The sequence below is a fragment of the Billgrantia gudaonensis genome (genome assembly GCF_900100195.1).
Classification (GTDB): Bacteria; Pseudomonadota; Gammaproteobacteria; order Pseudomonadales; family Halomonadaceae; genus Halomonas; species Halomonas gudaonensis.
On the sequence record NZ_FNES01000001.1, the window covers coordinates 170,564 to 190,680 of the forward strand.

14 protein-coding genes and 3 tRNA genes are annotated in these 20,117 nt (G+C 62.3%); 9 read left to right on the forward strand and 8 right to left on the reverse strand.

What is annotated here, in order from left to right:
* The 8 genes from BLP96_RS00760 (at position 1) to BLP96_RS00795 (ending at position 4,281) form a co-directional block, all read left to right on the forward strand.
* Positions 1 to 75 (forward strand) — tRNA-Gly (locus BLP96_RS00760).
* 91 nt (positions 76 to 166) lie between these two features.
* Positions 167 to 242 (forward strand) — tRNA-Glu (locus tag BLP96_RS00765).
* A 159-nt stretch (positions 243 to 401) separates the two neighbouring features.
* Positions 402 to 1,367 carry an ABC transporter ATP-binding protein gene (locus BLP96_RS00770; RefSeq protein ID WP_089682095.1) on the forward strand — a complete coding sequence of 322 codons (966 nt, stop codon included), beginning with the start codon at positions 402 to 404 and terminating at the stop codon, positions 1,365 to 1,367.
* Positions 1,364 to 2,137, forward strand: a complete 774-nt coding sequence (locus BLP96_RS00775; RefSeq protein WP_089682097.1) for an ABC transporter permease — start codon at positions 1,364 to 1,366, stop codon at positions 2,135 to 2,137. The genes BLP96_RS00770 and BLP96_RS00775 overlap by 4 nt, the downstream gene beginning before the upstream one ends.
* 3 nt (positions 2,138 to 2,140) lie before the next feature.
* The gene (gene queF / locus BLP96_RS00780; RefSeq protein WP_089682099.1) at positions 2,141 to 2,977 is read left to right on the forward strand and encodes an NADPH-dependent 7-cyano-7-deazaguanine reductase QueF; all 837 of its coding nucleotides are present in this window, start codon (positions 2,141 to 2,143) and stop codon (positions 2,975 to 2,977) included.
* Positions 2,978 to 3,019: 42 nt separating this feature from the next.
* The gene (locus tag BLP96_RS00785; RefSeq protein ID WP_089682100.1) at positions 3,020 to 3,580 is read left to right on the forward strand and encodes a nitroreductase family protein; all 561 of its coding nucleotides are present in this window, start codon (positions 3,020 to 3,022) and stop codon (positions 3,578 to 3,580) included.
* Between the two features lie 3 nt (positions 3,581 to 3,583).
* Positions 3,584 to 4,087 (forward strand): YiiD C-terminal domain-containing protein, encoded by a 504-nt coding sequence (locus BLP96_RS00790; RefSeq protein WP_089682102.1) that lies wholly within the window; start codon positions 3,584 to 3,586, stop codon positions 4,085 to 4,087.
* A 106-nt stretch (positions 4,088 to 4,193) separates the two neighbouring features.
* Positions 4,194 to 4,281 (forward strand) — tRNA-Ser (locus BLP96_RS00795).
* Between the two features lie 598 nt (positions 4,282 to 4,879).
* Here BLP96_RS00795 and nhaC read toward each other — a convergent pair.
* From nhaC to BLP96_RS00825, 6 genes are all read right to left on the reverse strand, one after another.
* The gene (gene nhaC, locus BLP96_RS00800; RefSeq protein WP_089682104.1) at positions 4,880 to 6,322 is read right to left on the reverse strand and encodes a Na+/H+ antiporter NhaC; all 1,443 of its coding nucleotides are present in this window, start codon (positions 6,320 to 6,322) and stop codon (positions 4,880 to 4,882) included.
* A 43-nt stretch (positions 6,323 to 6,365) separates the two neighbouring features.
* Positions 6,366 to 7,682, reverse strand: a complete 1,317-nt coding sequence (locus BLP96_RS00805; protein ID WP_089682106.1) for an NAD(P)/FAD-dependent oxidoreductase — start codon at positions 7,680 to 7,682, stop codon at positions 6,366 to 6,368.
* A gap of 436 nt (positions 7,683 to 8,118) precedes the next feature.
* Positions 8,119 to 8,793: a GntR family transcriptional regulator gene (locus tag BLP96_RS00810; protein ID WP_089682108.1), complete on the reverse strand. Its 675-nt coding sequence runs from the start codon at positions 8,791 to 8,793 to the stop codon at positions 8,119 to 8,121.
* A gap of 242 nt (positions 8,794 to 9,035) precedes the next feature.
* A complete protein-coding gene (locus tag BLP96_RS00815) occupies positions 9,036 to 10,616 on the reverse strand; it encodes an aldehyde dehydrogenase (NADP(+)) (RefSeq protein WP_089682110.1) in 1,581 nt (526 codons plus the stop codon).
* 128 nt (positions 10,617 to 10,744) lie between these two features.
* The gene (locus tag BLP96_RS00820; RefSeq protein WP_089682112.1) at positions 10,745 to 11,692 is read right to left on the reverse strand and encodes a dihydrodipicolinate synthase family protein; all 948 of its coding nucleotides are present in this window, start codon (positions 11,690 to 11,692) and stop codon (positions 10,745 to 10,747) included.
* A gap of 114 nt (positions 11,693 to 11,806) precedes the next feature.
* Complete coding sequence (locus BLP96_RS00825; RefSeq protein WP_089682113.1) at positions 11,807 to 12,742, reverse strand: 4-hydroxyproline epimerase; 936 nt, start codon at positions 12,740 to 12,742, stop codon at positions 11,807 to 11,809.
* Positions 12,743 to 13,137: 395 nt separating this feature from the next.
* Here BLP96_RS00825 and BLP96_RS00830 point away from each other — a divergent pair, with 395 nt between their 5' ends.
* Positions 13,138 to 15,678, forward strand: a complete 2,541-nt coding sequence (locus BLP96_RS00830; RefSeq protein ID WP_089682115.1) for an EAL domain-containing protein — start codon at positions 13,138 to 13,140, stop codon at positions 15,676 to 15,678.
* A gap of 27 nt (positions 15,679 to 15,705) precedes the next feature.
* Here the strand turns inward: BLP96_RS00830 and BLP96_RS00835 are convergent, their stop codons facing one another.
* On the reverse strand, positions 15,706 to 18,819 hold the full coding sequence (locus BLP96_RS00835) for an efflux RND transporter permease subunit (protein ID WP_089682117.1): 3,114 nt from the start codon (positions 18,817 to 18,819) through the stop codon (positions 15,706 to 15,708).
* On the reverse strand, positions 18,819 to 19,931 hold the full coding sequence (locus BLP96_RS00840) for an efflux RND transporter periplasmic adaptor subunit (protein WP_089682118.1): 1,113 nt from the start codon (positions 19,929 to 19,931) through the stop codon (positions 18,819 to 18,821). Before BLP96_RS00840 ends, BLP96_RS00835 begins: the two co-directional genes overlap by 1 nt.
* Positions 19,932 to 20,117 lie beyond the last annotated feature (186 nt).

The window sequence follows — 20,117 nt, forward strand, 5'->3', positions numbered from 1 at the left end:
GCGGGAATAGCTCAGTGGTAGAGCATCGCCTTGCCAAGGCGAGGGTCGGGAGTTCGAATCTCCTTTCCCGCTCCAACGTTTATGCCAGCGTTTGCGGGCCAAGGCTAGGATCATGAGCCGGTGCGCCGGTCAGATCGATCTCCTTTCCCGCTCCAATCTCCTCTTCGTCCCATTCGTCTAGTGGCCTAGGACACCGCCCTTTCACGGCGGTAACAGGGGTTCGAACCCCCTATGGGACGCCACTCGCTGTCCTTTCATGCGCTGCGCCACCTCGTCGCGCGGTGATGTTGCACGTGCATCGAGCGGTATGCCGCACCGCCTTGAAGTGGTGCAGGCCCGCCCCCATAGTTCCATGCCTTTGCGGCATGTCCGCTTCGATCCATCCGTTGCGAGGAGTTCGCATGGCTGAACCGGCGCTGTCGATCCGTGGGCTGACCAAGGTCTACGGCAACGGCTTTCATGCCCTGAAGGGTATCGATCTGGATGTCGTGCAGGGCGATTTCTTCGCCCTGCTCGGGCCCAACGGTGCCGGCAAGTCGACGACGCTGGGGGTGGTCTGCTCGCTGGTGCAGAAAACGGCCGGCAAGGTCGAGATATTCGGCATCGACATCGATCGGGACTTCGCTCGTGCGAAGTACCATCTGGGCGTGGTGCCTCAGGAGTTCAACTTCAATCAGTTCGAGAAGGTGCTCGACATCGTGCTCGCACAGGCCGGCTACTACGGCATGCCGAGGCGCGAGGCACTGCCGCGTGCTCGCGAACTGCTCACCGACCTGGGGCTGTGGGACAAGCGCAACGGCAGTGCGCGCATGCTCTCCGGGGGCATGAAGCGCCGCCTGATGATCGCCCGGGCGTTGATGCACCGGCCCAGGCTGTTGATTCTCGACGAGCCCACTGCCGGGGTGGATATCGAGCTGCGCCGCAGCATGTGGGAGTACATGCGCCGCATCAACCGCGATGAGGGCACCACCATCATCCTCACCACTCACTATCTGGAGGAGGCGGAAAGCCTGTGTCGTCAGGTAGCGATCATCGATCACGGCGAGATCGTTCGCAACACCAGCGTCCGCGACCTGCTTTCCGAGCTCAATACCGAAACCTTCCTGCTCGATCTGGCACGCCCGGTCGAGTCGGTGCCGCACATCGAGGGCTTCGAGGTGAGTCGCGTGGAGCCGGCACAGCTCGCCGTGGTGGTGCATCGCGGCCAGCGGCTCAACGACCTCTTTGCAACGCTCAGCGAAAGGGGGATTCAAGTCGTCTCCATGCGCAACCGTGCCAATCGCCTCGAGGAGATGTTCGTGTCGATGGTGGAGCGGGGTAGCGGGGCCATGACGAACGAGGCGGAGTCGCTGGAGGTGCGCACATGAGTCCCACCCAGACCGCCATCGCCTTGTGGACGCTGGTCCTCAAGGAGATCAAGCGCTTCACGCGAATCTGGCCGCAGACCCTGCTGCCGCCTTCGATCACCATGTCGATGTACTTCATCATCTTCGGAAGCTTGATCGGCTCGCGTATCGGCGAGATGGACGGCTTCACCTACATGGACTTCATCGTGCCCGGGCTGATCATGATGGCGGTGATCACCAACAGCTACTCCAACGTGGCATCGAGTTTCTTTTCCAACAAGTTCCAGCGCTCGGTCGAGGAGATGATGGTCTCGCCGATGCCCAACTGGGTGATCCTCACCGGTTTCGTGCTGGGCGGCATGGCTCGCGGCCTGGGCGTGGGGCTGATCGTCACCCTGGTGTCGCTCTTCTTCACTCGCCTGAATGTCGCCCACCCGCTGCTCACCGTCGGCGTGGTGGTGCTCACTGCAGCGCTGTTCTCGATCGGTGGCTTCATCAATGCGCTGCTTGCCGACAAGTTCGACGACGTTTCCATCGTGCCCACCTTCGTGCTCACGCCGCTGACCTACCTGGGTGGGGTGTTCTATTCCATTTCGCTGCTGCCGCCCGTCTGGCAGGGTGTCTCGCTGCTCAATCCCATCCTCTACATGGTCAACGTTTTCCGTCACGGCTTCCTGGGCGTCTCGGACATTCCCGTGGGCTGGGCATTGGCGGCCATCGTCGTCTTCATCCTCATTCTTTTCTCCATTGCCCTGTGGATGCTGGAGAGCGGGAAAGGCATCAGAAGCTGAATCATGAACCGCAAACGTCCGAATACCTTGCAACAGGCTCCGCTGGGGCGCGAAACCGACTACCCGGAGCGCTACGATGCCGGGCTGCTTTACCCCATGCCGCGTGCGGCCAACCGCGTGCCGCTGGGCATCCAAGAAGGTCGACTGCCGTTCGTCGGCGAGGACGAGTGGCACGCCTTCGAGGTGTCCTGGCTAAACGACCGGGGCAAGCCGCTAGTGGCGGTGGCGCGTTTCCGTCTGCCGGCCGAGTCGCCCAATCTGATCGAGTCCAAGTCGTGGAAGCTCTACCTCAACGGGTTCAACCAGAGCCGTTTCGCCAGCCGCGAGCACGTGCTCGAGGCGCTCGAACACGACCTGTCCATGGCAGCCGGCGCGCCGGTCTCGGTCGAGCTGTTCGGCGTCGACGACGACGCACTCATGCCTCGGCGGCTACCGGGCGAATGTCTCGATGATCTGGACATCGAGGTGCCCTCCTATACGCCGAGTGCCGAAGTGATCGGCGTGGGCGACGAGGTCGTCGAAGAGACGTTGCATTCGCATCTGCTGAAGTCCAACTGCCCAGTCACCGGCCAACCCGACTGGGGGAGCGTACTGATCCGCTATCGTGGCCCGAAGCTGGATCGCGAGGGGCTGCTGCGCTATCTGATCGGCTATCGCCAGCATCAGGACTTCCACGAGCACTGCGTAGAGCATGTCTTCATGGACCTGATGGCGCGTGCTCGGCCCGAACGGCTGCTGGTGCTGGCACGCTACGTGCGACGCGGTGGGCTTGACATCAGTCCCTGGCGGGCGACTCCCGGCGAACGCCCGCCCCAGCCGCTGCGCCTGGCGCGTCAGTAGCGCCTTGGGTAGAGTGCCCGACAAGACCGAGAGGAGAGCAACATGGAAGCCATGAACCTGCTGCACGAGCGAAGCTCCATGGGCAAGCTGATGGGGCCGCCGCCGAGTCCCGAGCAGCTCGAGGCCATCTACCGCGCAGCACTGCGCGCGCCGGATCACGGCGAGCTGCGGCCGTGGCGCTTCATCGAGTTCACCGGCGAGGGGCTCGAGCGCCTGGGCGAGCTCTACGCCGAGGCGGAGTACCGCGAAGATCCCCATGCCGATGACAGCGTGCTGGAGGCGGCACGCAAGAAGCCACGGCGGGCGCCGATGATCATCGCGGTGATCGCCAAGGTCACGCCGGACGTGGCGAAGGTGCCCAAGGTGGAACAGGTGGTTTCCGCAGGCTGCGCTGCCCATGGCATTCTGCTGGCCGCCCATGCCCAGGGATTGGGGGCGATGTGGCGCAGCGGCAAGTACGCCTTCGATCCTACTGTGCGCAAGGGGCTGGGACTCGGGGAGCACGACGAGATCGTTGCCTTCGTCTACCTCGGACAGCCCGGCGGGCGGCACAAGCCGGTCGCCGAGCAGCGCATCTCCGATTTCGTCGAGCACTGGAACTGAGCGATGCGCGAAATCGGCGTCCCCCACCCACGTCTACCGCTGCCGACAACCGGGCAAGCAGATGACCTGGCAACTTTTCTCGGCTGGCTGACCGAGGCCATCCCGCTGGTCGAGCATCTCGGCATTCTCGCCATGCAGCGGGAGGACGATGCCCTGAGCTGGGACGTGACGCTGGCCCCCAATCTCAACGACAAGGGCACCGGCTTCGGTGGGGCGCTCACCGCCCAGACCACGCTGCTTGGCTGGTGCTGGACCACGCTGCGACTGCGTAGACTGGGATACGCCCGCGACGTGGTCGTGGCCGAGGCCAGCCAACGCTTTCTGGCTCCGGTTACCGGCGACTACCGGCTGATCTGCACGCCGGAAAGCGAGGCCGGCCCCGCGCTGCTGGAGAAGCAGCTCAAGGCCCGCGGCAAGGGCCGTATCGCCTTGGTGCAGCGCCTGTGGTGCGGTGATACCCTCTGCCTGGAAGCCCGCGGTGACTACGTCGTGCTGCCCGCTCGATGAGCCGAGCCGTCCGGAAAACGGCTTGCAATCGCGCACTTAAGCCGATAGCATGTGCGCCGTTCTGACGCACAAAGGCGTTTTCAGCCAGGCGTGGGAACCACAATGCGGAGGGGTGTCCGAGTGGTCGAAGGAGCACGCCTGGAAAGTGTGTAAGTCGAAAGGCTTCGAGGGTTCGAATCCCTCCCCCTCCGCCACGAATATAGAAAAAAGCCGCTGATTTCAGCGGCTTTTTCTTTTTATAGCTCGACCGGCAACTGGTAGAGGCGCCCTCCTGGCGCAGCTGCGCAGCCTGGTTGAGGCCAAAGACGCCGCAGACATGAAGAGCAACCTGAAAGGCCTGCAGGCCGTCGCTAAGGAGCTCACCGAGCGTCTGAAGAGCGATGCCGAGAAGGTTGTGGTTCTGCCGCAGATGCAGTCCAGGAAAGCCTGAAGCTGACCGTGAGCGGTGTCAATCAGGCCTAAGAAGGCCCCAGGCCACCGAGACTGCGACCAAGACGGTCATGGAAACCGCATCCAAGGCCAAGTAAGCCTTGGCCCGCGGGCCGCACTGACGCAAGCCCCAGGCCGCCGATCCATGATCGGCGGCCTCCTTTGTATGTGAGCAATGGCCCAAGGGCGGTTGCGGCCAGCCCCGATCGTCATGTCTTACCGGTCGGTGCCGGGAGGGGCAGCCCGTGCCGCGTTCTGCGGTGAATGCAAGGAATATTTTTCCAGGGCCGATATGAAGCAAAGAAGCCCTGTGCATCAGGAACTTCTTTGCTACATGGAATCATGGTGATCGAGTTTGAGTTATCAGCTCGTGTGGAGGCTTCTAGCAGCTGATGAAGATGAGATGTTGTCGCTATTGTCGGCAGTGCGCCAGATAGCTATGTTGGCGTAGCCGTAGAAGATGGTAATGGCGATAACCAGCATGTGATACCAGAGGAACGGCAGATAACCGAGAGTGGAAACGCCCAGAGTCGTGGCCATGAACACGCCGCCATCGGTCCAGGGCACCATTGGAGTGGTAATGGTGCCGCCGGCTTCGGCGTTGCGTGATAAAACCCGGCGATCCACGCCTTGATCGTCGTAGTTCTTTTCGGTAATGGTGCTGGCGGTGATCAGAGAGACATAGGCCGCGCCACCGAAGAAGTTACCGAAGAAACCGCCAAGCATGGTGGAGACAGTCAATCGTCCGGGATTATTGGCCCAGCGCAGGAAGCCGTTGCTGATGGCTTTCAGAATGCCGACTCGCTCCATCAGGCCGCCGAGGCCGAGAGCAAACAGGATCAGGGCCACAACGCCGAGCATGGAGGCGATACCACCTCGATTCAGGAGGGTATTGAGAAACTCCACGTCGGATTGCATGGCGTTGCCGACATAGGCGACCCGGATGGCCTCGACAGGGCTGACTCCCTGTGCCAGCCAGGCGCAGATGATGCCAAGCACTGCGCCGAAGGTGATGACGGGAATGGCAGGAAAACGACGAGTCAACAGCGCGATCACGACGACTGCCGGCAGCAGCAACCACAGGCTGATAGTGAAGTGGCTGTCCAGTGCCTGCATGGCAATGGCTGTGCGAGAGGTGTCGACACTATCGCTGACATAGAAAAAGCCAACGACAATGAATAGAACCGAGGCGATCAGGATGGCCGGTGCACTGACCAACGACATCGAGCGAATGTGATCCACAAGATTCACCTTGCACAGCGATGCCGTCATGACCGTCGTGTCGGAAAGTGGAGACATCTTGTCGCCGACATAGGCGCCGGAGATGACAGCGCCGGCTACCAGGGGAAGAGGGATGCCGAAGCTGTGACCAATACCCATCATGGCAACACCCGCAGTGCCGGCCGTGCCGAAAGAGGTGCCGGTCGATAGCGAGGTCAGGGCACAGATAATGAAGGCAGCGAACAAGAAGATCTGCGGATTCATGACCGACAGACCATAGTAGATGATGCTGGGAACAATGCCCCCGGCAATCCAGGTGCCAATGAGAGCGCCCACCGTGGTTAGCACAAGCACGGCTTCCATACCATTGTGTATACCATCAATCAAGCCACTCTGCATGTTTTCATATGAGATATTGAGCCTTACTCCCAAGGCCATGACCAAGAACCAGGATGCGAAGAGTGCAAGCTGAATGGGAAGGTTCAGCACGTTGATGCTGAAGAACATGATGGCAATGAAGCCGATCATGACAGCAAGGACTTCGGCCATGCTGGGGAGTCTCGTGGTACCCGTCTGCAAAGACATGATTACTCCTTGTGAGTTGTTTTGAAGTGGTTTCGAGTTGCGTTCAAGAGAAACGGTTTAGTCGGTATGGCATCAGATCAGGGAGTGAATGGCTGGTGTTTTTCTTGCTGCGCTCTCCGTGGTTGGTCAGGTGGGAGATGATGTCGGCGGTGATGGCAGCTTGGGTCAGCCCAAGATGATGATGGCCGAAAGCCAGCAGCACCTTGCCATCGTTGACGCTGTCGATGATGGGCAGCGAGTCGGGAAGGGAAGGGCGGAAACCCATCCAGGGCGTAGCATCAGAAACGTCGAGGTCGGTCTTGAAGAGCCCCTGGCTCAAGCGGTGAAGCTGCCAGGCACGCTGCATTCTGGCGGGGCGCTGGAGACCGGCGAACTCAACGGTGCCTGCCAGACGCAAGCCCTCTGCCATGGGGGTCATGATGAAGCGGCGCTCAAAAGAGGTGACTGCAACCGGCAGGCGCTCTTGCTCCTTCGGAAGCATCAGGTGGTAGCCACGCTCAGTATCCAGTGGCACCTTGACGCCGGTGAGCTGTCTGGCCAGTGGTGCTGAGTGTGCGCCGGCTGCCAATAGCACTTTGCGTGTATCGATACGTTTGCCGCTATGGGTAACAAGCTTTACGCCCTGCGCCGTTGTTTCCGCCGTGGCGAGGTGTTCCCGCACGAAAATGGCGCCGTGATGCTTGGCGGCCGCGATCAGAGTGTTGACCACATTCCCGGGATCCACGACGTGCCCGGTACGCGGAAAGAAGAGCCCACCGAGAATGCGTTCCGACAGTTTCGGTGCCCGCTCGCGGATGGCTTCGCCGTGCCAGGCCTCGGCGTCTACACCCTGATGTGACATGCGCGAGCACAGGGCGGTGATGAGATCCTGGGATTCCGGTTTTTCATAGACGAGGAAAGAGCCGTCTGCCTTCAGCAGCTCGGATCGATCGAGGCTGGCTAACAGGTGCTGCCAGGCGCCCAGGCTACGCTCATTGAGGGCGCGAATACCCGCGACGCTGGCCCAGTAAGGTTTGGGTCTCAGGTTCCACAGCAAGCGGCTGAACCAGGGCAATGCCTGAGGTAAGTACCGCCAGTCCAGGCGCAGGGGGCCCATGGGGTCCATCAGCATGCGGGGCAAGTGCGTCAGAATCGAGGCATCGGCAATCGGAAATACCTGCTCGGTGGCCATGTGCCCGGCATTGCCCCAGGAAGCCCCCATGCCGGATTCTTCCTCGTCCAGCACCAGGACTCGTTGTTCCTCACGGCTCAATGCCAGGGCGCAGGCTACGCCTACGATGCCCGCGCCGACGACGACGATATCGGCATCGGTGGATTGGCTATCGGTAGCGGAGTTAATGGCGTTTTTGCTATCGGGCATGGGGCCTCGTTGTCTGGCTGCAGCCTGAGTGTCATCCGGGCAGCTGGGACATCGTCTCTGGGGAAGGTGTCCCGGCGGCGTCTGCTATTTTGAAGATTGTATAAAATATAAGATACGCGAATGTGCAGCACAACCTCGACTAAAGTCGAGGTCGATGGCGTTATCCGTCACAGATGGCCAAACGGGTATTAGAGCGAGCGGGGAAGGGCTGAAAGCGCGACGAAAACGAGAAGAACGCAAGAGCAGAGAGGAGACGACCGCACGGCGGGTATGAGAGTCCGTACAAGGCCCTCTATTTATGAGCAGGACTGCGAAGGAGCGGATACAAGGGGCGTGAGAACGCTACGAGCCGCCGACATGCACGCCTCGCCGACAACGGCTGGCAGTGCTACCGTCGCGGGCGTGCGAACCGTGAGGTGATGAGGGAGCGTCGACGTCAGGCTTGCTGCATCATGGTCTTGGCTCGATTTTCCAGCACGGCAACGATACCTTCGCAGGCTTCCTGGATGTGCGTTTCCAACAGCGCACAGGCCTGGTCGGCATCGCCCTGGCGAGCAAAGTCGAGAAGGCCGTGATGCTCCTTCTCGGCTTTCTCTATCTCTTGGGTATACAGCAGCTGCATGCGGATGTAGCGGTCCGACTTGGTATTCAGCTGGCTGATGAGTGCCATGGTTTCGGGCAGCTTGGCGGGCGCATACAGTGCCTTGTGGAAGGCAAAGTTGTATTCACTCCAGTTGCCGATTTCACCACCGGAATTCAGCGCCTCATCATACTTGATCAGAATGCTCTCGGCCTCGTCCAGGTCTGCTTCGGTCAGGTTGGCAATGGCACGCCGGAGAACGTGAGTTTCGAGCAATACGCGCAGCTCGAACAGCTCCCGGATCTTGCTGACGGAAAGCTCCGTGGTGAAGGCACCACGGTGTGCGTGAAATTCCACCAGTCCTTCCGACTCGAGGGTCAGCAGGGCTTCACGTACGGGAATGCGGCTGACCTCATAATCCCGGGCCAGGGCATCCTGACGCAGCTGAGTGCCGCCCTGGAATTCGCCGCCAAGAATCCTTTGGCGCAGGTCGTCGGCGACAAATTGTGCCCGTGTCTTGTAAGTAGCCATTGCCCATGCCCCTCAATCGTCACAATGCATATTGTATACAACCTGCAATAAATGTCCATGTGGCAAACACGGTATCATTTCCTGAGGTAGGAGAGCAGGTTAGATCACTGCCGGGCGCATACCATGCGGGTGGGCATAGCGCTGTGAAGAGGGCTGGGATGAGACAGGAAGACGGGCACGAACGGCCGGCGAGGCCGCGAGTCATGCCCGAGCTGCTGCCTGGCAGCAGCTCGGGGCAGTGGTTACTGTTCTTCGCGTTGGCCGTCGACCAGGCGATTGAGTGACAGCGGATTGTTGGTATGCAGCGCTTCCGGCAGTAGCGCCTCCGGCAGATCCTGATAGCAGACGGGGCGCAGGAAGCGGAAGATTGCTGCCGTGCCGACGGAAGTCGTGCGCGAGTCCGATGTGGCCGGGAATGGGCCGCCGTGCACCATGCTGTCGCAGACCTCAACGCCAGTTGGCCAGCCATTGACGAGAATCCGGCCTGCCTTGCGCTCCAGTGTTGGCAGCAGGGCGCGTGCAGCGTCGGTATCATCCGCCTCCATCTGCAGGGTTGCCGTCAGTTGCCCTTCGAGGTGTTCGGCGACCTGCTTCAGCTCGGCGCTATCGTTGCACTCCACAATCAGCGAGGTCGAACCGAAGACCTCGGCCTGTAGCGCCTCGCTGGCCATGAAATCACGGGCTGCGGTGGCGAACAGGCTCGCCTGACATTGATTGGGGGCGTCGCCCTGCTGGCCGCGTGCAATCTCGCGGACCTGGCCGCTGTTGGCGAAGGCGTTGACGCCACCTGCGTAGGCCTCGCAGATGCCGGGCGTCAGCATGGTTTGCGCAGCACTGGCCTCCACGGCTTCCTTCGCCGCAGCAATGAAGGTATCGAGTTCCGGCCCCTTTATCGCGATCACCAGACCCGGGTTGGTACAGAACTGGCCTGCCCCCATGGTCAATGAGCTGATGAAGGCCTCGCCCATGGCCTTGCCGCGTGCTTCGAGCGCCGCGGGAAGCGGGAATACTGGGTTGATGGAGCTCATCTCGGCGTAGAAGGGGATCGGCTCCGGGCGAGATTGTGCCGCCTGCCACAGGGCCAGGCCGCCGCTACGTGAACCGGTAAAACCAGCGGCCTTGATCCTGGCGTCGATCACCAGGGCATGGCCGACTTCGCGGCCGGCGCCGAAGATCAGCGAGAAGACACCCTGTGGCAATCCGCTCTTGGTCACGGCTGCCCGAATGGCTTTTCCGACCAACTCGCTGGTGCCGGGATGGGCCGAGTGGGCCTTGACGATCACCGGGCAACCGGCGGCCAAAGCAGAAGCGGTGTCTCCCCCCGCTACCGAGAAGGCCAGCGGGAAGTTGCTGGCGGCAAACACGGCGACCGGACCGAGAGCCACATGGCGCTGGCGCAGGTCGGCGCGCGGCAGTGGCTGGCGTTCCGGGAGGGCCGGATCGATGCGCACGTCCAGCCATTCGCCGGCACGCACGGTGCGAGCAAAAAGGCGCAACTGGTTGCAGGTGCGGCCGCTTTCGCCTCGAATGCGCGCCTGTGGCAAGCCGGTCTCGGCCACGGCGCGCTCGATCAGGGTGTCGCCGATGGCTTCGATCTCATCGGCTATCGTCTCGAGGAAGCCCGCCCGGTTCTCCAGCGTGGTCTCGCGGTACTCGTCGAAGGCTTCCCAGGCCAGTGCGCAGGCGCGTCCAACGTCTTCACGACTACCGCCCGGGTAGGTTGGATCGAGACGCGCGTTGGTGGCCGGATTGATGGCATGGATGGGATCTTGCGTTCCTGCTATGGCCTGTTGGCCGATCAGCATCTTGCCTTCCAATGTCATGATCGTCTCCTTGATAAGCGGGGAGTCGGTAAGGGGCATGCACCTGCCGGCCGGGCGTGCCAGTCTCGAGTCGGCAAGCAGGCGTCCCCAGGGGCTCAAGTGCGTTGCGGACGACGGTGCGTAGGGGATTACTCTGCGTTGAGCGTGGTCAGCCAGTTGCGGTACCAGGTGCGGAACAACTGATATTGCGTTTCCACGTAGTGGCGTTGTGCGTCGCTGAGTGCGTCACTCTCATTGAAGTGCAGGGAGTACTCCTCGTCCCCATTGAGTACCATCAGGTGCTTGTAATAGAGCACCAGGTCCGCCCCCTCGTCGAAGGACGAGAGCACTTGCAGCGCCCTTTCCAGCTCCAGCGCCTGGCGGCGTGCCTTGACGTCGCCCTGAGCGGCTTTCTTGCTCAATGCCACCAGGTGCAGCACTTCCCTCGGCAGAGCGTTGCCGATACCGGTGATGGCGCCGGTTGCGCCACAGTTGACGAAGCCATGAAAGACCGTGGTGTCGACGCCGACCATCAGCGTGACCTCATCGTCTTGGGAGGTTATGTGTTCTGCGGCATAGCGCAGATCGTCCGCACCGCCGAACTCCTTGAAGCCGATCAGGTTCGGATGGCGGGCGCGCAATTCGAAGAACAGGTCGGCGCGAGTCGCAAAGCCGTAGTAGGGGCTGTTGTAGATCACTGCCGGCAGCTTGGGAGCAGCCTCGAGAATGGCCGAGAAGTGGGCTTTCTGAGCAGCCACGGAAGTGCCGCGGGACAGCACGCGAGGAATGACCATCAGACCGTCGGCACCAACCTTGGCGGCATGAGCGGCGTGAGATACCGCCTCTTTGGAATTGACCGCACCGGTACCGACGATCGTCGGTATACCGGCTTCGACCAGCCGTGCGACGCCTTCCTGACGCTGGGCTTCGGTCAGCAGCGGCCAGTCACCCATGGAACCGCAGTACACCACGCCACTCATGCCGAGATCGATGAGCTCCCGGCCCTTTGTCACCAAGGCATCGAAATTCGGCTGACGGTCGGCATTGCAGGGAGTCATCAGGGCAGGGATGCATCCAGTAAAGATGTTGTCGTTCATGTCGGGTCCTTCACGGTGTGTCATGTCGTTGCACGGTGGTCGGAGCCCCTTCATCTGTGCTTGAGGGGCTGGTAGATACCGGCCTTGCCTTGGCGGTGGGCCGGTAGTGTCGGCTCACAAGGGGGTGATTCCCCAGGCAAAGTCATCCTGCTCATCGATAAGCAGGGTGGTATCGGCACTCAGGTGGGCGCGCCCTTTGATGTAGGGGCGAATGGCGTCGCCTTCCCACTCGTAGTAACCCTTGAATTGGCTGCCGGTGATACTCGCCTGTGTCCATGGCTCTCCGGGAGCCAGCTTGCCGTCCGCGGCGAGGCAAGCGAGTTTGGCGCTGGTCCCGGTGCCGCAGGGAGAGCGGTCGTAGGCCTTGCCGGGGCAGAGCACGAAGTTGCGGCTATCCGCCAAGGTATCGCTGGTAAACAGCTCGATGTGATCGATCAGGCTACCGCCCTTGCCAGTGATGGATTGCGCCTCTAGCGCCTGGCGAATGGCCCAGGTGAAATCGGTCAGCGCGTCAACATTGTCCAGTGTCAGGGATTGGTCGTGATCGCTGACGAGGAAGAACCAGTTGCCGCCCCAGGCAATATCGCCCTGGACTGGACCGAAACGGGGAACATTGACGGTGACGTCCTTGCGATAGCGCCAGGAAAGCACGTTGCGAACCGTCACGGCGCCGTCGTCATGCAAGGTGGCACTGACTGGCCCTACCGGTGTGTCGATCTGGTGCGATCCGGGCGACAGCTTGCCGAGGTGGTGCAGGGAGGCGACCAGCCCGATGATGCCGTGCCCGCACATGCCCAGATAGCCCGAGTTATTGAAGAAAATGACGCCACAGCTCGCATCCGGCGATTGTGGTTCGCAATACAGCGCGCCGACCAGCACGTCGTGGCCACGCGGTTCGAGCATGCAGGCACGACGCCATCTGTCATGGTTATTGCACAAGTCATCACGTCTTTCCGCCATGGTCGTTCCAGGCAGTGCGGGAAAACCCTCCATGACCAGTCTCGTCGGTTCGCCACCGGTGTGGCTGTCGATCACATGTACACGTTTCATGGGGCACCTGTTGTCGTTGATCGCGTCCTGGCAACTGGGCGAGTGCAGAGCCAAGTATATGGTTTTATATTTTATACAATCTTCAAAGCGCTTTGTGAAGGCGTGTGGTAGAGCTAGGGACCGCTTCGAGGTTGGTTTTTTTCGTGCTGCCCCCGGTCAATGGCGGGTTCGTCGTCGTTCCATGACTCTCGGGTGGGAATGCCTTGATTGGACTAAAGTATATGATCGCTTGCTTGTATGAGATGACTCAGTAGCGAAGAGGGAGCCTGTTGGATGCCGCTAATGTCCCCGGTGTGGTAAATCGGCACAATCTGCTATAAGTGTGGGGGACTTTTCGGATTGGTGACGGGATGCCCTTTCCTCCTGCTAGCCTGTCGCGCCTGCGACAAGGAGCGATGTTTGTGGCGCTGCTGGCTCTGCCGTTGACGGTAGCCGGCGAAACGCTGCGCGTCGGAATCTATCACAACCCCCCCAAATTGCAGTTGGGTGAGGCCGAGCGCGTGTCGGGCATCCTGGGTGATCTGCTTGCAGCGATGGCGAGCCGTGAAGGTTGGCAATTGGAGCCTATCGCCTGCCAGTGGCAGGATTGCTTGCAAGCCCTGCAACGCGGCGAGATCGACCTGCTACCCGATGTCGGCTGGAGCGAAGAGCGGGCCGAACGTCTGGATTTTCATCGGGTGCCGGCGCTGCACAGCTGGTCGCAGGCATACCAGGGCCGCGGCGAGAGGGTAGAGACGGCGATGGACCTGGATGGCAAACGCATTGCCGTGCTGCAAGGTTCCATGCAGCACGACTACCTGCAGCAACTGCTGGATAGCTTCGATGCGGGTGCCGTCTGGGTGGAGGTGCCGAGCTACTCTGCGGCCTTCGAAGCGGTGCAAGATGGCGAGGCCGATGTCGCGGTCAGCAACCACTTCTTCGGTGGCTGGCAGGGCTCGGAGTATGGCCTGCGCGGTACGCCCATCATGTTCCAGCCGGCACGGCTGTTCTATGCCAGTAGCGGCGGACGGCAAGCGCAGGTACTGGCGCGCATCGACGAGTACCTGAAGCGCTGGAAGGCCGATGGCGACTCGCCGTACTATGCCGCCTTGCAGCGCTGGCGCGGGCCCGCATCGGGCAGTGCGCTGGTGCCACCCGTGGTGTGGTGGGGCATGGCGGCGCTCGTTCTGCTGTTGGCCGTCGCACTGGGAGGGAACCTCCTGCTCAAGCGTCGCGTGGCCTCCCGCACGGCCGACCTGGAAAAGGTCAAGGACCGCCTGTCGACCATCCTCGACAGCGTGGAGGCCTACATCTACATCAAGACGCCGGACCTGCGCTACGAGTACGCCAACCGCAAGGTATGCGAATTCCTCGAACTACCGGCCGAGCAGGTGATCGGCAAGCGCGACAGCGATTTCTTCGATGCCGAGACCGTCGCCAGTCTGCACCGCAATGACCTGCGCGTGATCGACCAGGGAGAGAAGGTCGTGACCGAGGAGGTCAAGATCTTCAAGGACGGCAGCCGAGCCTTCACCTTCCTCTCCGCCAAGATGCCGCTACGTAATAATCAGGGCGACATCCAGTCGCTGTGCGGGATCTCCACCGACATTACCGATTATCGCGAGATACAGGCGCACAACCACCGTTTGACCTTCTATGACCCCTTGACCGGACTGCCTAACCGTCGGCAATTGCTCGATCATCTGGAGCTGGTCACCAAATCCGTCCATCGCTCCAACCACTATGCGGCGCTGCTGTTCATCGATCTCGACAACTTCAAGGTGGTCAACGATCTTCAGGGGCTGCATCGCGGTGATGAGCTCTTGCACCGAGTGGCCGAGCGGCTCAGCGAGGCGGTTCGCGAGAGCGATACCCTGGCTCGCCTGGGAGCCGACGAGTTCGTGCTGCTGCTCCACGACCTGGGGGAGGACATGTCGCGTGCAGCGAGCGCGGCCGAACGCGTGGCGGAAAAGCTGCTCGCTGCCATTCTGGATGCTCGCGACGTCGAGAGTAGCGGCTTGCCCACCACGGGCAGCATCGGTATCACCCTGTTCAGTGGCAGGGAGGCCAGCGTCGACATGGCGATGCAGCAGGCCGATATCGCTCTGCAGCAGGCCAAGAGTGCGGGGGGCAATTCTCTGCGCTTTTTCAGCAGCGAGATGCAGTCGGCAGTGATGGCCAGGGTGCATCTGGAAGCCGACCTGCATCAGGCGCTGCAGCGTGACGAGCTGGCTCTGCACTATCAGGTGCAGGTCGATGGCGACACCCATGTCACTGGGGTGGAAGCGCTGCTGCGCTGGCATCATCCCCGACGCGGCATGGTCTCGCCCGGGGTGTTCATACCCCTGGCCGAGTCCAGCCAACTGATACTGCCCATCGGCCACTGGGTGTTGCAGAGCGCCTGCCGTCAGCTGGCGAGGTGGTCCGAATCGAAGCGGACCGAAGCGCTGACGATCTCGGTGAACGTGAGTTCCGTGCAGTTCCAGCAGGCCGATTTCGTGGCCCAGGTGGAGCGCTTGCTCGATGAGACCGGGGCACGTCCCGAGCGATTGATCATGGAGGTGACCGAAAGCCTGCTCATGGACGATCCCGAACGCGTTCGCGATACCATGACGGCGCTGAGCGAGCTGGGCATTCGCTTCGGGCTGGACGACTTCGGAACCGGCTACTCGTCGCTCAATTACCTCAAGCGTCTGCCGTTGCATCAGCTCAAGATCGACCAATCCTTCGTGCACGACCTGCTCGACGACCCGGTGGACGCTGCCATCGTCGAAACCACCATCACCCTGGCCAACAGCCTGGGGCTCGAAGTCACGGCTGAGGGCGTGGAAACCGCCGAGCAGCATGAGTGGCTCAAGGGACGGGGCTGTCACTCCTTCCAGGGCTATTTCTACAGCCGGCCCGTGCCCATCGACGAGCTGGTACTTGGAGTGCTGCCGTTGCCGCTCGATCACTGAACCGCCCTGCGCGACGGTCGGGCACCGTCAATGGCTGGCCGGCGCATCACCCATTTCATGCTCCAGGCGGCGTGCCACCTCGCCAGGCGAGCTCGTGCGGCGTGCCAGCAGATCGTAGGCCACCGGCACTACGAACAGGGTGAACAGCGTGGCGGCCGCCAGGCCGCAGAGAATCACCGTGCCGATCACCAGACGGGTCTCGGAGCCGGCACCGCCGGAAAGGATCAGCGGAACGGCGCCCGCCATGGTGGTCACGGCGGTCATGACGATGGGGCGCAGGCGGGTCACGGCGGCTTCCACCAGGGCATCGTGGAAGGCATACCCCTGGTCGCGCAGCTGATTGACGAACTCCACGATCAGGATGCCGTTCTTGGCGGCCAGGCCCACCAGCATCACCAGGCCGACCTGGCTGTAGATGTTCAGGGTCTGTCCGGTCAGGTAGAGCCCTAGCAGGGCGCCGCAGATCGCCAGCGGCACCGTGAGCATGATCACGAAGGGGTGCACGAAGCTCTCGAACTGCCCGGCCAGCACCAGAAAGACCACGAGAATGCCCATCCCGAGAAGAAAGACGGTGGCGCCGCTGGCTTCCTGGTAGTCCCGTGAGGCGCCCTTCACGTCGGTTTGGGCCTCGGCGGGCAGTATCTCGGCCACCGTGTCTTCCAGGTAGCTGAGCGCCTCGCCCAGTGCATAGCCATCGGCCAGGTCGGCCTGGATGGTGATGGCTCGCAGCCGGTTGAAGCGGTTGAGGGTGCTGGGCCCGGCAAAGTCGCTGATGGAGACCAGGCTGGCCAGCGCTATCAGCTCGCCGCTGCGCTCGGAGCGTACGCGCAGGCTCTCGAGGCTGGCGGGGCTGGGACGGGCCCCGGGTTCGCCTTCGAGAATGACGTCGTACTCCTCGCCGTCGTCGACGTAGCGCGTCACGGTGCGCCCGCCCAGCAGGGTTTCCAGCGTTCGTCCGATCTCGCTGACGGTAACGCCCAGCTGGGCGGCGCGCTGGTAGTCGATGTCGACCTGCAACTGGGGCTGGTTTTCTTCGTAGTCGCTTTCCAGGCCGGTAATGCGGGGGTTGTGTTCACGAACGTGGGCAATCAGGGTGTCCCGCCATTCGGCCAGCTCGTCGTACGTGCCGCCACCCAGCACGAACTGCACCGGCTTCTCCACGCTGGCGCCGAACCCCTGTCGCATCACCGGGAAGGCGCGCACGCCGGGCAGGTCGGCGAGCTGTTGGCGGACATCGTCCATGATCGCCCAGGCGTCGCGACGGCTGCCCCAGTCGGCCAGGTTGACGATGACGAAGCCGCTGTTGAAGGTCTCGATGTTGCCCCAGCCGCGCGGGGCGCGCACGACGACCTTTTCGATGTCGCCATCGTCGACCATCGATAGCAGACGGGTCTCGATCTCGTCCATGTAGTCGAGCATGTAATCGTAGGTGGCGCCGGGAGGGCCGTTGACCAGCACCCAGAAATTGCCACGGTCCTCGCTGGGCGTGTACTCGTTGGGCAACTGCTCATTGAGCCAGACCATGCCGCCAACGATCCCCAGGAACAGCGCCAATACCAGCCAGCGCAACTTGAGGACGCGTTCCAGCAGGCGGCGGTACACGCAGCGAGAGTGTTCCAGGGCCCATTGCACGGCGCGGGCCAGGCGGCCTTCGGTCATGCCCGAGCGGAGAATCTTCGAAGCCATCATCGGTGTCAGCGTCAGCGCCAACAGGCTGGAAATGGCTACGGAAGCGGCCAGCGTCAGGGCGAACTCCGAGAACAGCCGGCCGATATCGCCCTGCAGGAAACTCAGCGGCACGAACACGGCAATCAGCACCAGGGTGGTGGCGATGACGGCGAAGGCGATCTGCCGTGTGCCGCGGAACGCCGCCACCAGCGGCGTCTCGCCGTGGTCGTGCATGCGGCGGTGGATGTTCTCCAGCACCACGATGGCGTCATCGACGATCAGCCCGATGGCGAGCACCAGGGCGAGCAGCGTCAGCAGGTTGATGGTGAAGCCCATCACGGACAACGCGGCGAAGGTGCCGATCAGGGCGATGGGGACGGTGACCGCGGGAATCAGCGTGGTACGCAGGTTGCCGAGAAAGACGAAAATGGCCACCACTACCAGTCCCATGGCGATGAACAGTGTCTGTACCACCTGGGAAATGGCCCCCGAGACGAAAACCGAGGAGTCGTAATTCAGGCGCAGGTCCATGCCATCGGGCAGGGTGTCCCGGATACGCTCCATCTCCGCCAGCACTCCGTCGGATATCTCCAGTACGTTGGCGGTGGACTGCTTCATCATGCCCAGTCCGACCATGGGTACGCCGTTGCCGCGGAAGATGGTGCGTTCTTCCACGGCGCCGATCTCCACCTGGGCCACGTCGCCCAGTCGCACGAGATAGCCGTCGCCGCCCTCGGCAAGTGCCAACTGACGAAAGTCCTCGGGGGTCGAGAAACCGCGCGGCAAGCGCACGATGAACTGGCGCGAATCGGACTCGATGGACCCCCCCGGAAGCTCGACGTTCTCGGCGCGTAGCGCATCTTCGACATCGCCGGCGGTGAGCTCGCGGGCGGCCAGGGCGTCGGCGTCCAGCCATACTCGCATGGCGTAGTCGCGTCCGCCGCCGATGATGACTCGCGATACCCCGTTCTGCACCGAGAAACGGTCGACCAGGTAGCGGTTGGCATAGTCGGTCAGCTCGGCCATGGAGTAGCCGTCGCCGGTCAATGCGAGCCACAGCACCACATCGGAGCTGGAATCGGCTTTCTCGACCTCGGGCGGATCGGCTTCTTCGGGAAGGTTGCCCATGGCATCCGAGACACGGTCGCGTATGTCGTTGGCCGCCGAGTCGATGTCCCGGTCCAGGCCGAATTCGATGGTGATCCTGGAGTCTCCATCCTCGCTGGACGACGAAATCGCCTCGATACCGGAGACTCCGGCGATGCGGTCTTCCAGCACTTGGGTGATGCGGGTTTCCACGATGCTGGCCGATGCGCCCGGGTACTCGGTATTCACGCTGACGATGGGGGGATCGATGGTGGGATACTCCTGCAGCGGCAAGCGCTGCAGGGCCAACAGGCCGAAGGCGACGATCAGTGCGGCCAGCACCGTGGCCAGTACGGGCCGCTGGACCGAAATGTCCGACAGACGCATCAGCCGCCTACCTCTTCGTCGTTGATGGCATCGCGCTCGCGGTCTTGGCGAAGCAGCTCAGGCACGCTGGTGTCGTCGTCGAGGATGCCGAGCAGCCGGGCCGGCTGTCCGTCGCGGACTCGCTCAGTGCCATGAGCCACCACCAGGTCGTCTGCGCTCAGCCCGTCGAGAACTTCCACCTCGCCCTCGCGGCGAGCGCCGATGGCGATCTCGCGGCGGGCCACGCGGTACTGGTCGGCCTCGTCGAGAACCAGGACGTATTGGCGGCGCCCCTCCGGGATCAGTGCCGATTCGGGAATCACCAGCGCTTCGCGGGGCTCGCGCAGCACCTCGACGTTCATGAGCATGCCGGGGCGCAGCCGTAGCGCCGGGTTGTCCAGCTCGGCCCGCACCGTGACGCTGCGGCTGGTCGGGTCGACCCGGGTGCCGATGCTGGCGATCTCGCCTTCGAAGATGGTGTCCGGATAGGCCGCGCTGGTGGCCGTCAGCGGCAGGCCGGGGGCGATCTGGCCCAGGGCGATCTCGGGCAGCGTGAAGTCGAGTTTCATGACGTCCAGCTTGTCCAGGGTCACCAGTTCCGTGCCAGGGGTGACCAGGGTACCCACGCTGACGTTGCGAAAGCCCACTACGCCGTCGAAGGGGGCATGAATGCGGTAGTCGGCGAGCTGGGCCTCGAGCGCCTGTATTTCCGCTTCGATCTGGCGCAATCGTGCCCGGGCGTCCTCCACATCGGCGCGTGGTGCAAGGTTGCGGTCCTGCAGTTGAGAAAGGCGATTCACGGCATTGCGCCTTTCGTCACGCTGCGCCTCGGCGGCACGCAGGTTGGCTTGGGCTTCGTCGTCGGCCAGTCGCACCAGCAGCCGATCGGCCACCACGGCCTGTCCATCCTGAAAATTCAGCTCGCGCACGGTTTCGGTCACCGTGGCGGAGAGGGTCACGCTTTCGTCGGCGCGTAGGGTGCCCAGCGACGACAGCGGGTCGGACCAGGGCATCAGTGAAGCCCGAGCGGCGATCACTGCGGTGGGCTGTTGAGCCAAGAGGGGAGCGGAACAGGCCAGCATGAGCAGGCCGAACGCGCAGCGTAGTAGCACAGAGTGAAGTACGGGTGGCATGGGTGCGATGTCGTCGATGTGCGATGGTTGATGGCCGGTCCGTCGGGAATCTTCACAGCCTAACGGTTATGCCGTGGAGAAGTGTGACAAGAATGCACAAGTTGTCCTGGCCATTTCAACGTACAACTTTTGTACATGTATGGCCAGTTTCCTCTCGGCGCGCTTCCCCAACTGGGCTGTTACAAT

Coding starts and splice junctions, on each gene's coding strand:
- BLP96_RS00770 (WP_089682095.1), top strand. CDS start 402: ATGGCTGAACCGGCGCTGTCGATCCGTGGGCTGACCAAGGTCTACGGC.
- BLP96_RS00775 (WP_089682097.1), top strand. CDS start 1,364: ATGAGTCCCACCCAGACCGCCATCGCCTTGTGGACGCTGGTCCTCAAG.
- queF (WP_089682099.1), top strand. CDS start 2,141: ATGAACCGCAAACGTCCGAATACCTTGCAACAGGCTCCGCTGGGGCGC.
- BLP96_RS00785 (WP_089682100.1), top strand. CDS start 3,020: ATGGAAGCCATGAACCTGCTGCACGAGCGAAGCTCCATGGGCAAGCTG.
- BLP96_RS00790 (WP_089682102.1), top strand. CDS start 3,584: ATGCGCGAAATCGGCGTCCCCCACCCACGTCTACCGCTGCCGACAACC.
- nhaC (WP_089682104.1), bottom strand. CDS start 6,322: ATGTCTTTGCAGACGGGTACCACGAGACTCCCCAGCATGGCCGAAGTC.
- BLP96_RS00805 (WP_089682106.1), bottom strand. CDS start 7,682: ATGCCCGATAGCAAAAACGCCATTAACTCCGCTACCGATAGCCAATCC.
- BLP96_RS00810 (WP_089682108.1), bottom strand. CDS start 8,793: ATGGCTACTTACAAGACACGGGCACAATTTGTCGCCGACGACCTGCGC.
- BLP96_RS00815 (WP_089682110.1), bottom strand. CDS start 10,616: ATGACATTGGAAGGCAAGATGCTGATCGGCCAACAGGCCATAGCAGGA.
- BLP96_RS00820 (WP_089682112.1), bottom strand. CDS start 11,692: ATGAACGACAACATCTTTACTGGATGCATCCCTGCCCTGATGACTCCC.
- BLP96_RS00825 (WP_089682113.1), bottom strand. CDS start 12,742: ATGAAACGTGTACATGTGATCGACAGCCACACCGGTGGCGAACCGACG.
- BLP96_RS00830 (WP_089682115.1), top strand. CDS start 13,138: ATGTTTGTGGCGCTGCTGGCTCTGCCGTTGACGGTAGCCGGCGAAACG.
- BLP96_RS00835 (WP_089682117.1), bottom strand. CDS start 18,819: ATGCGTCTGTCGGACATTTCGGTCCAGCGGCCCGTACTGGCCACGGTG.
- BLP96_RS00840 (WP_089682118.1), bottom strand. CDS start 19,931: ATGCCACCCGTACTTCACTCTGTGCTACTACGCTGCGCGTTCGGCCTG.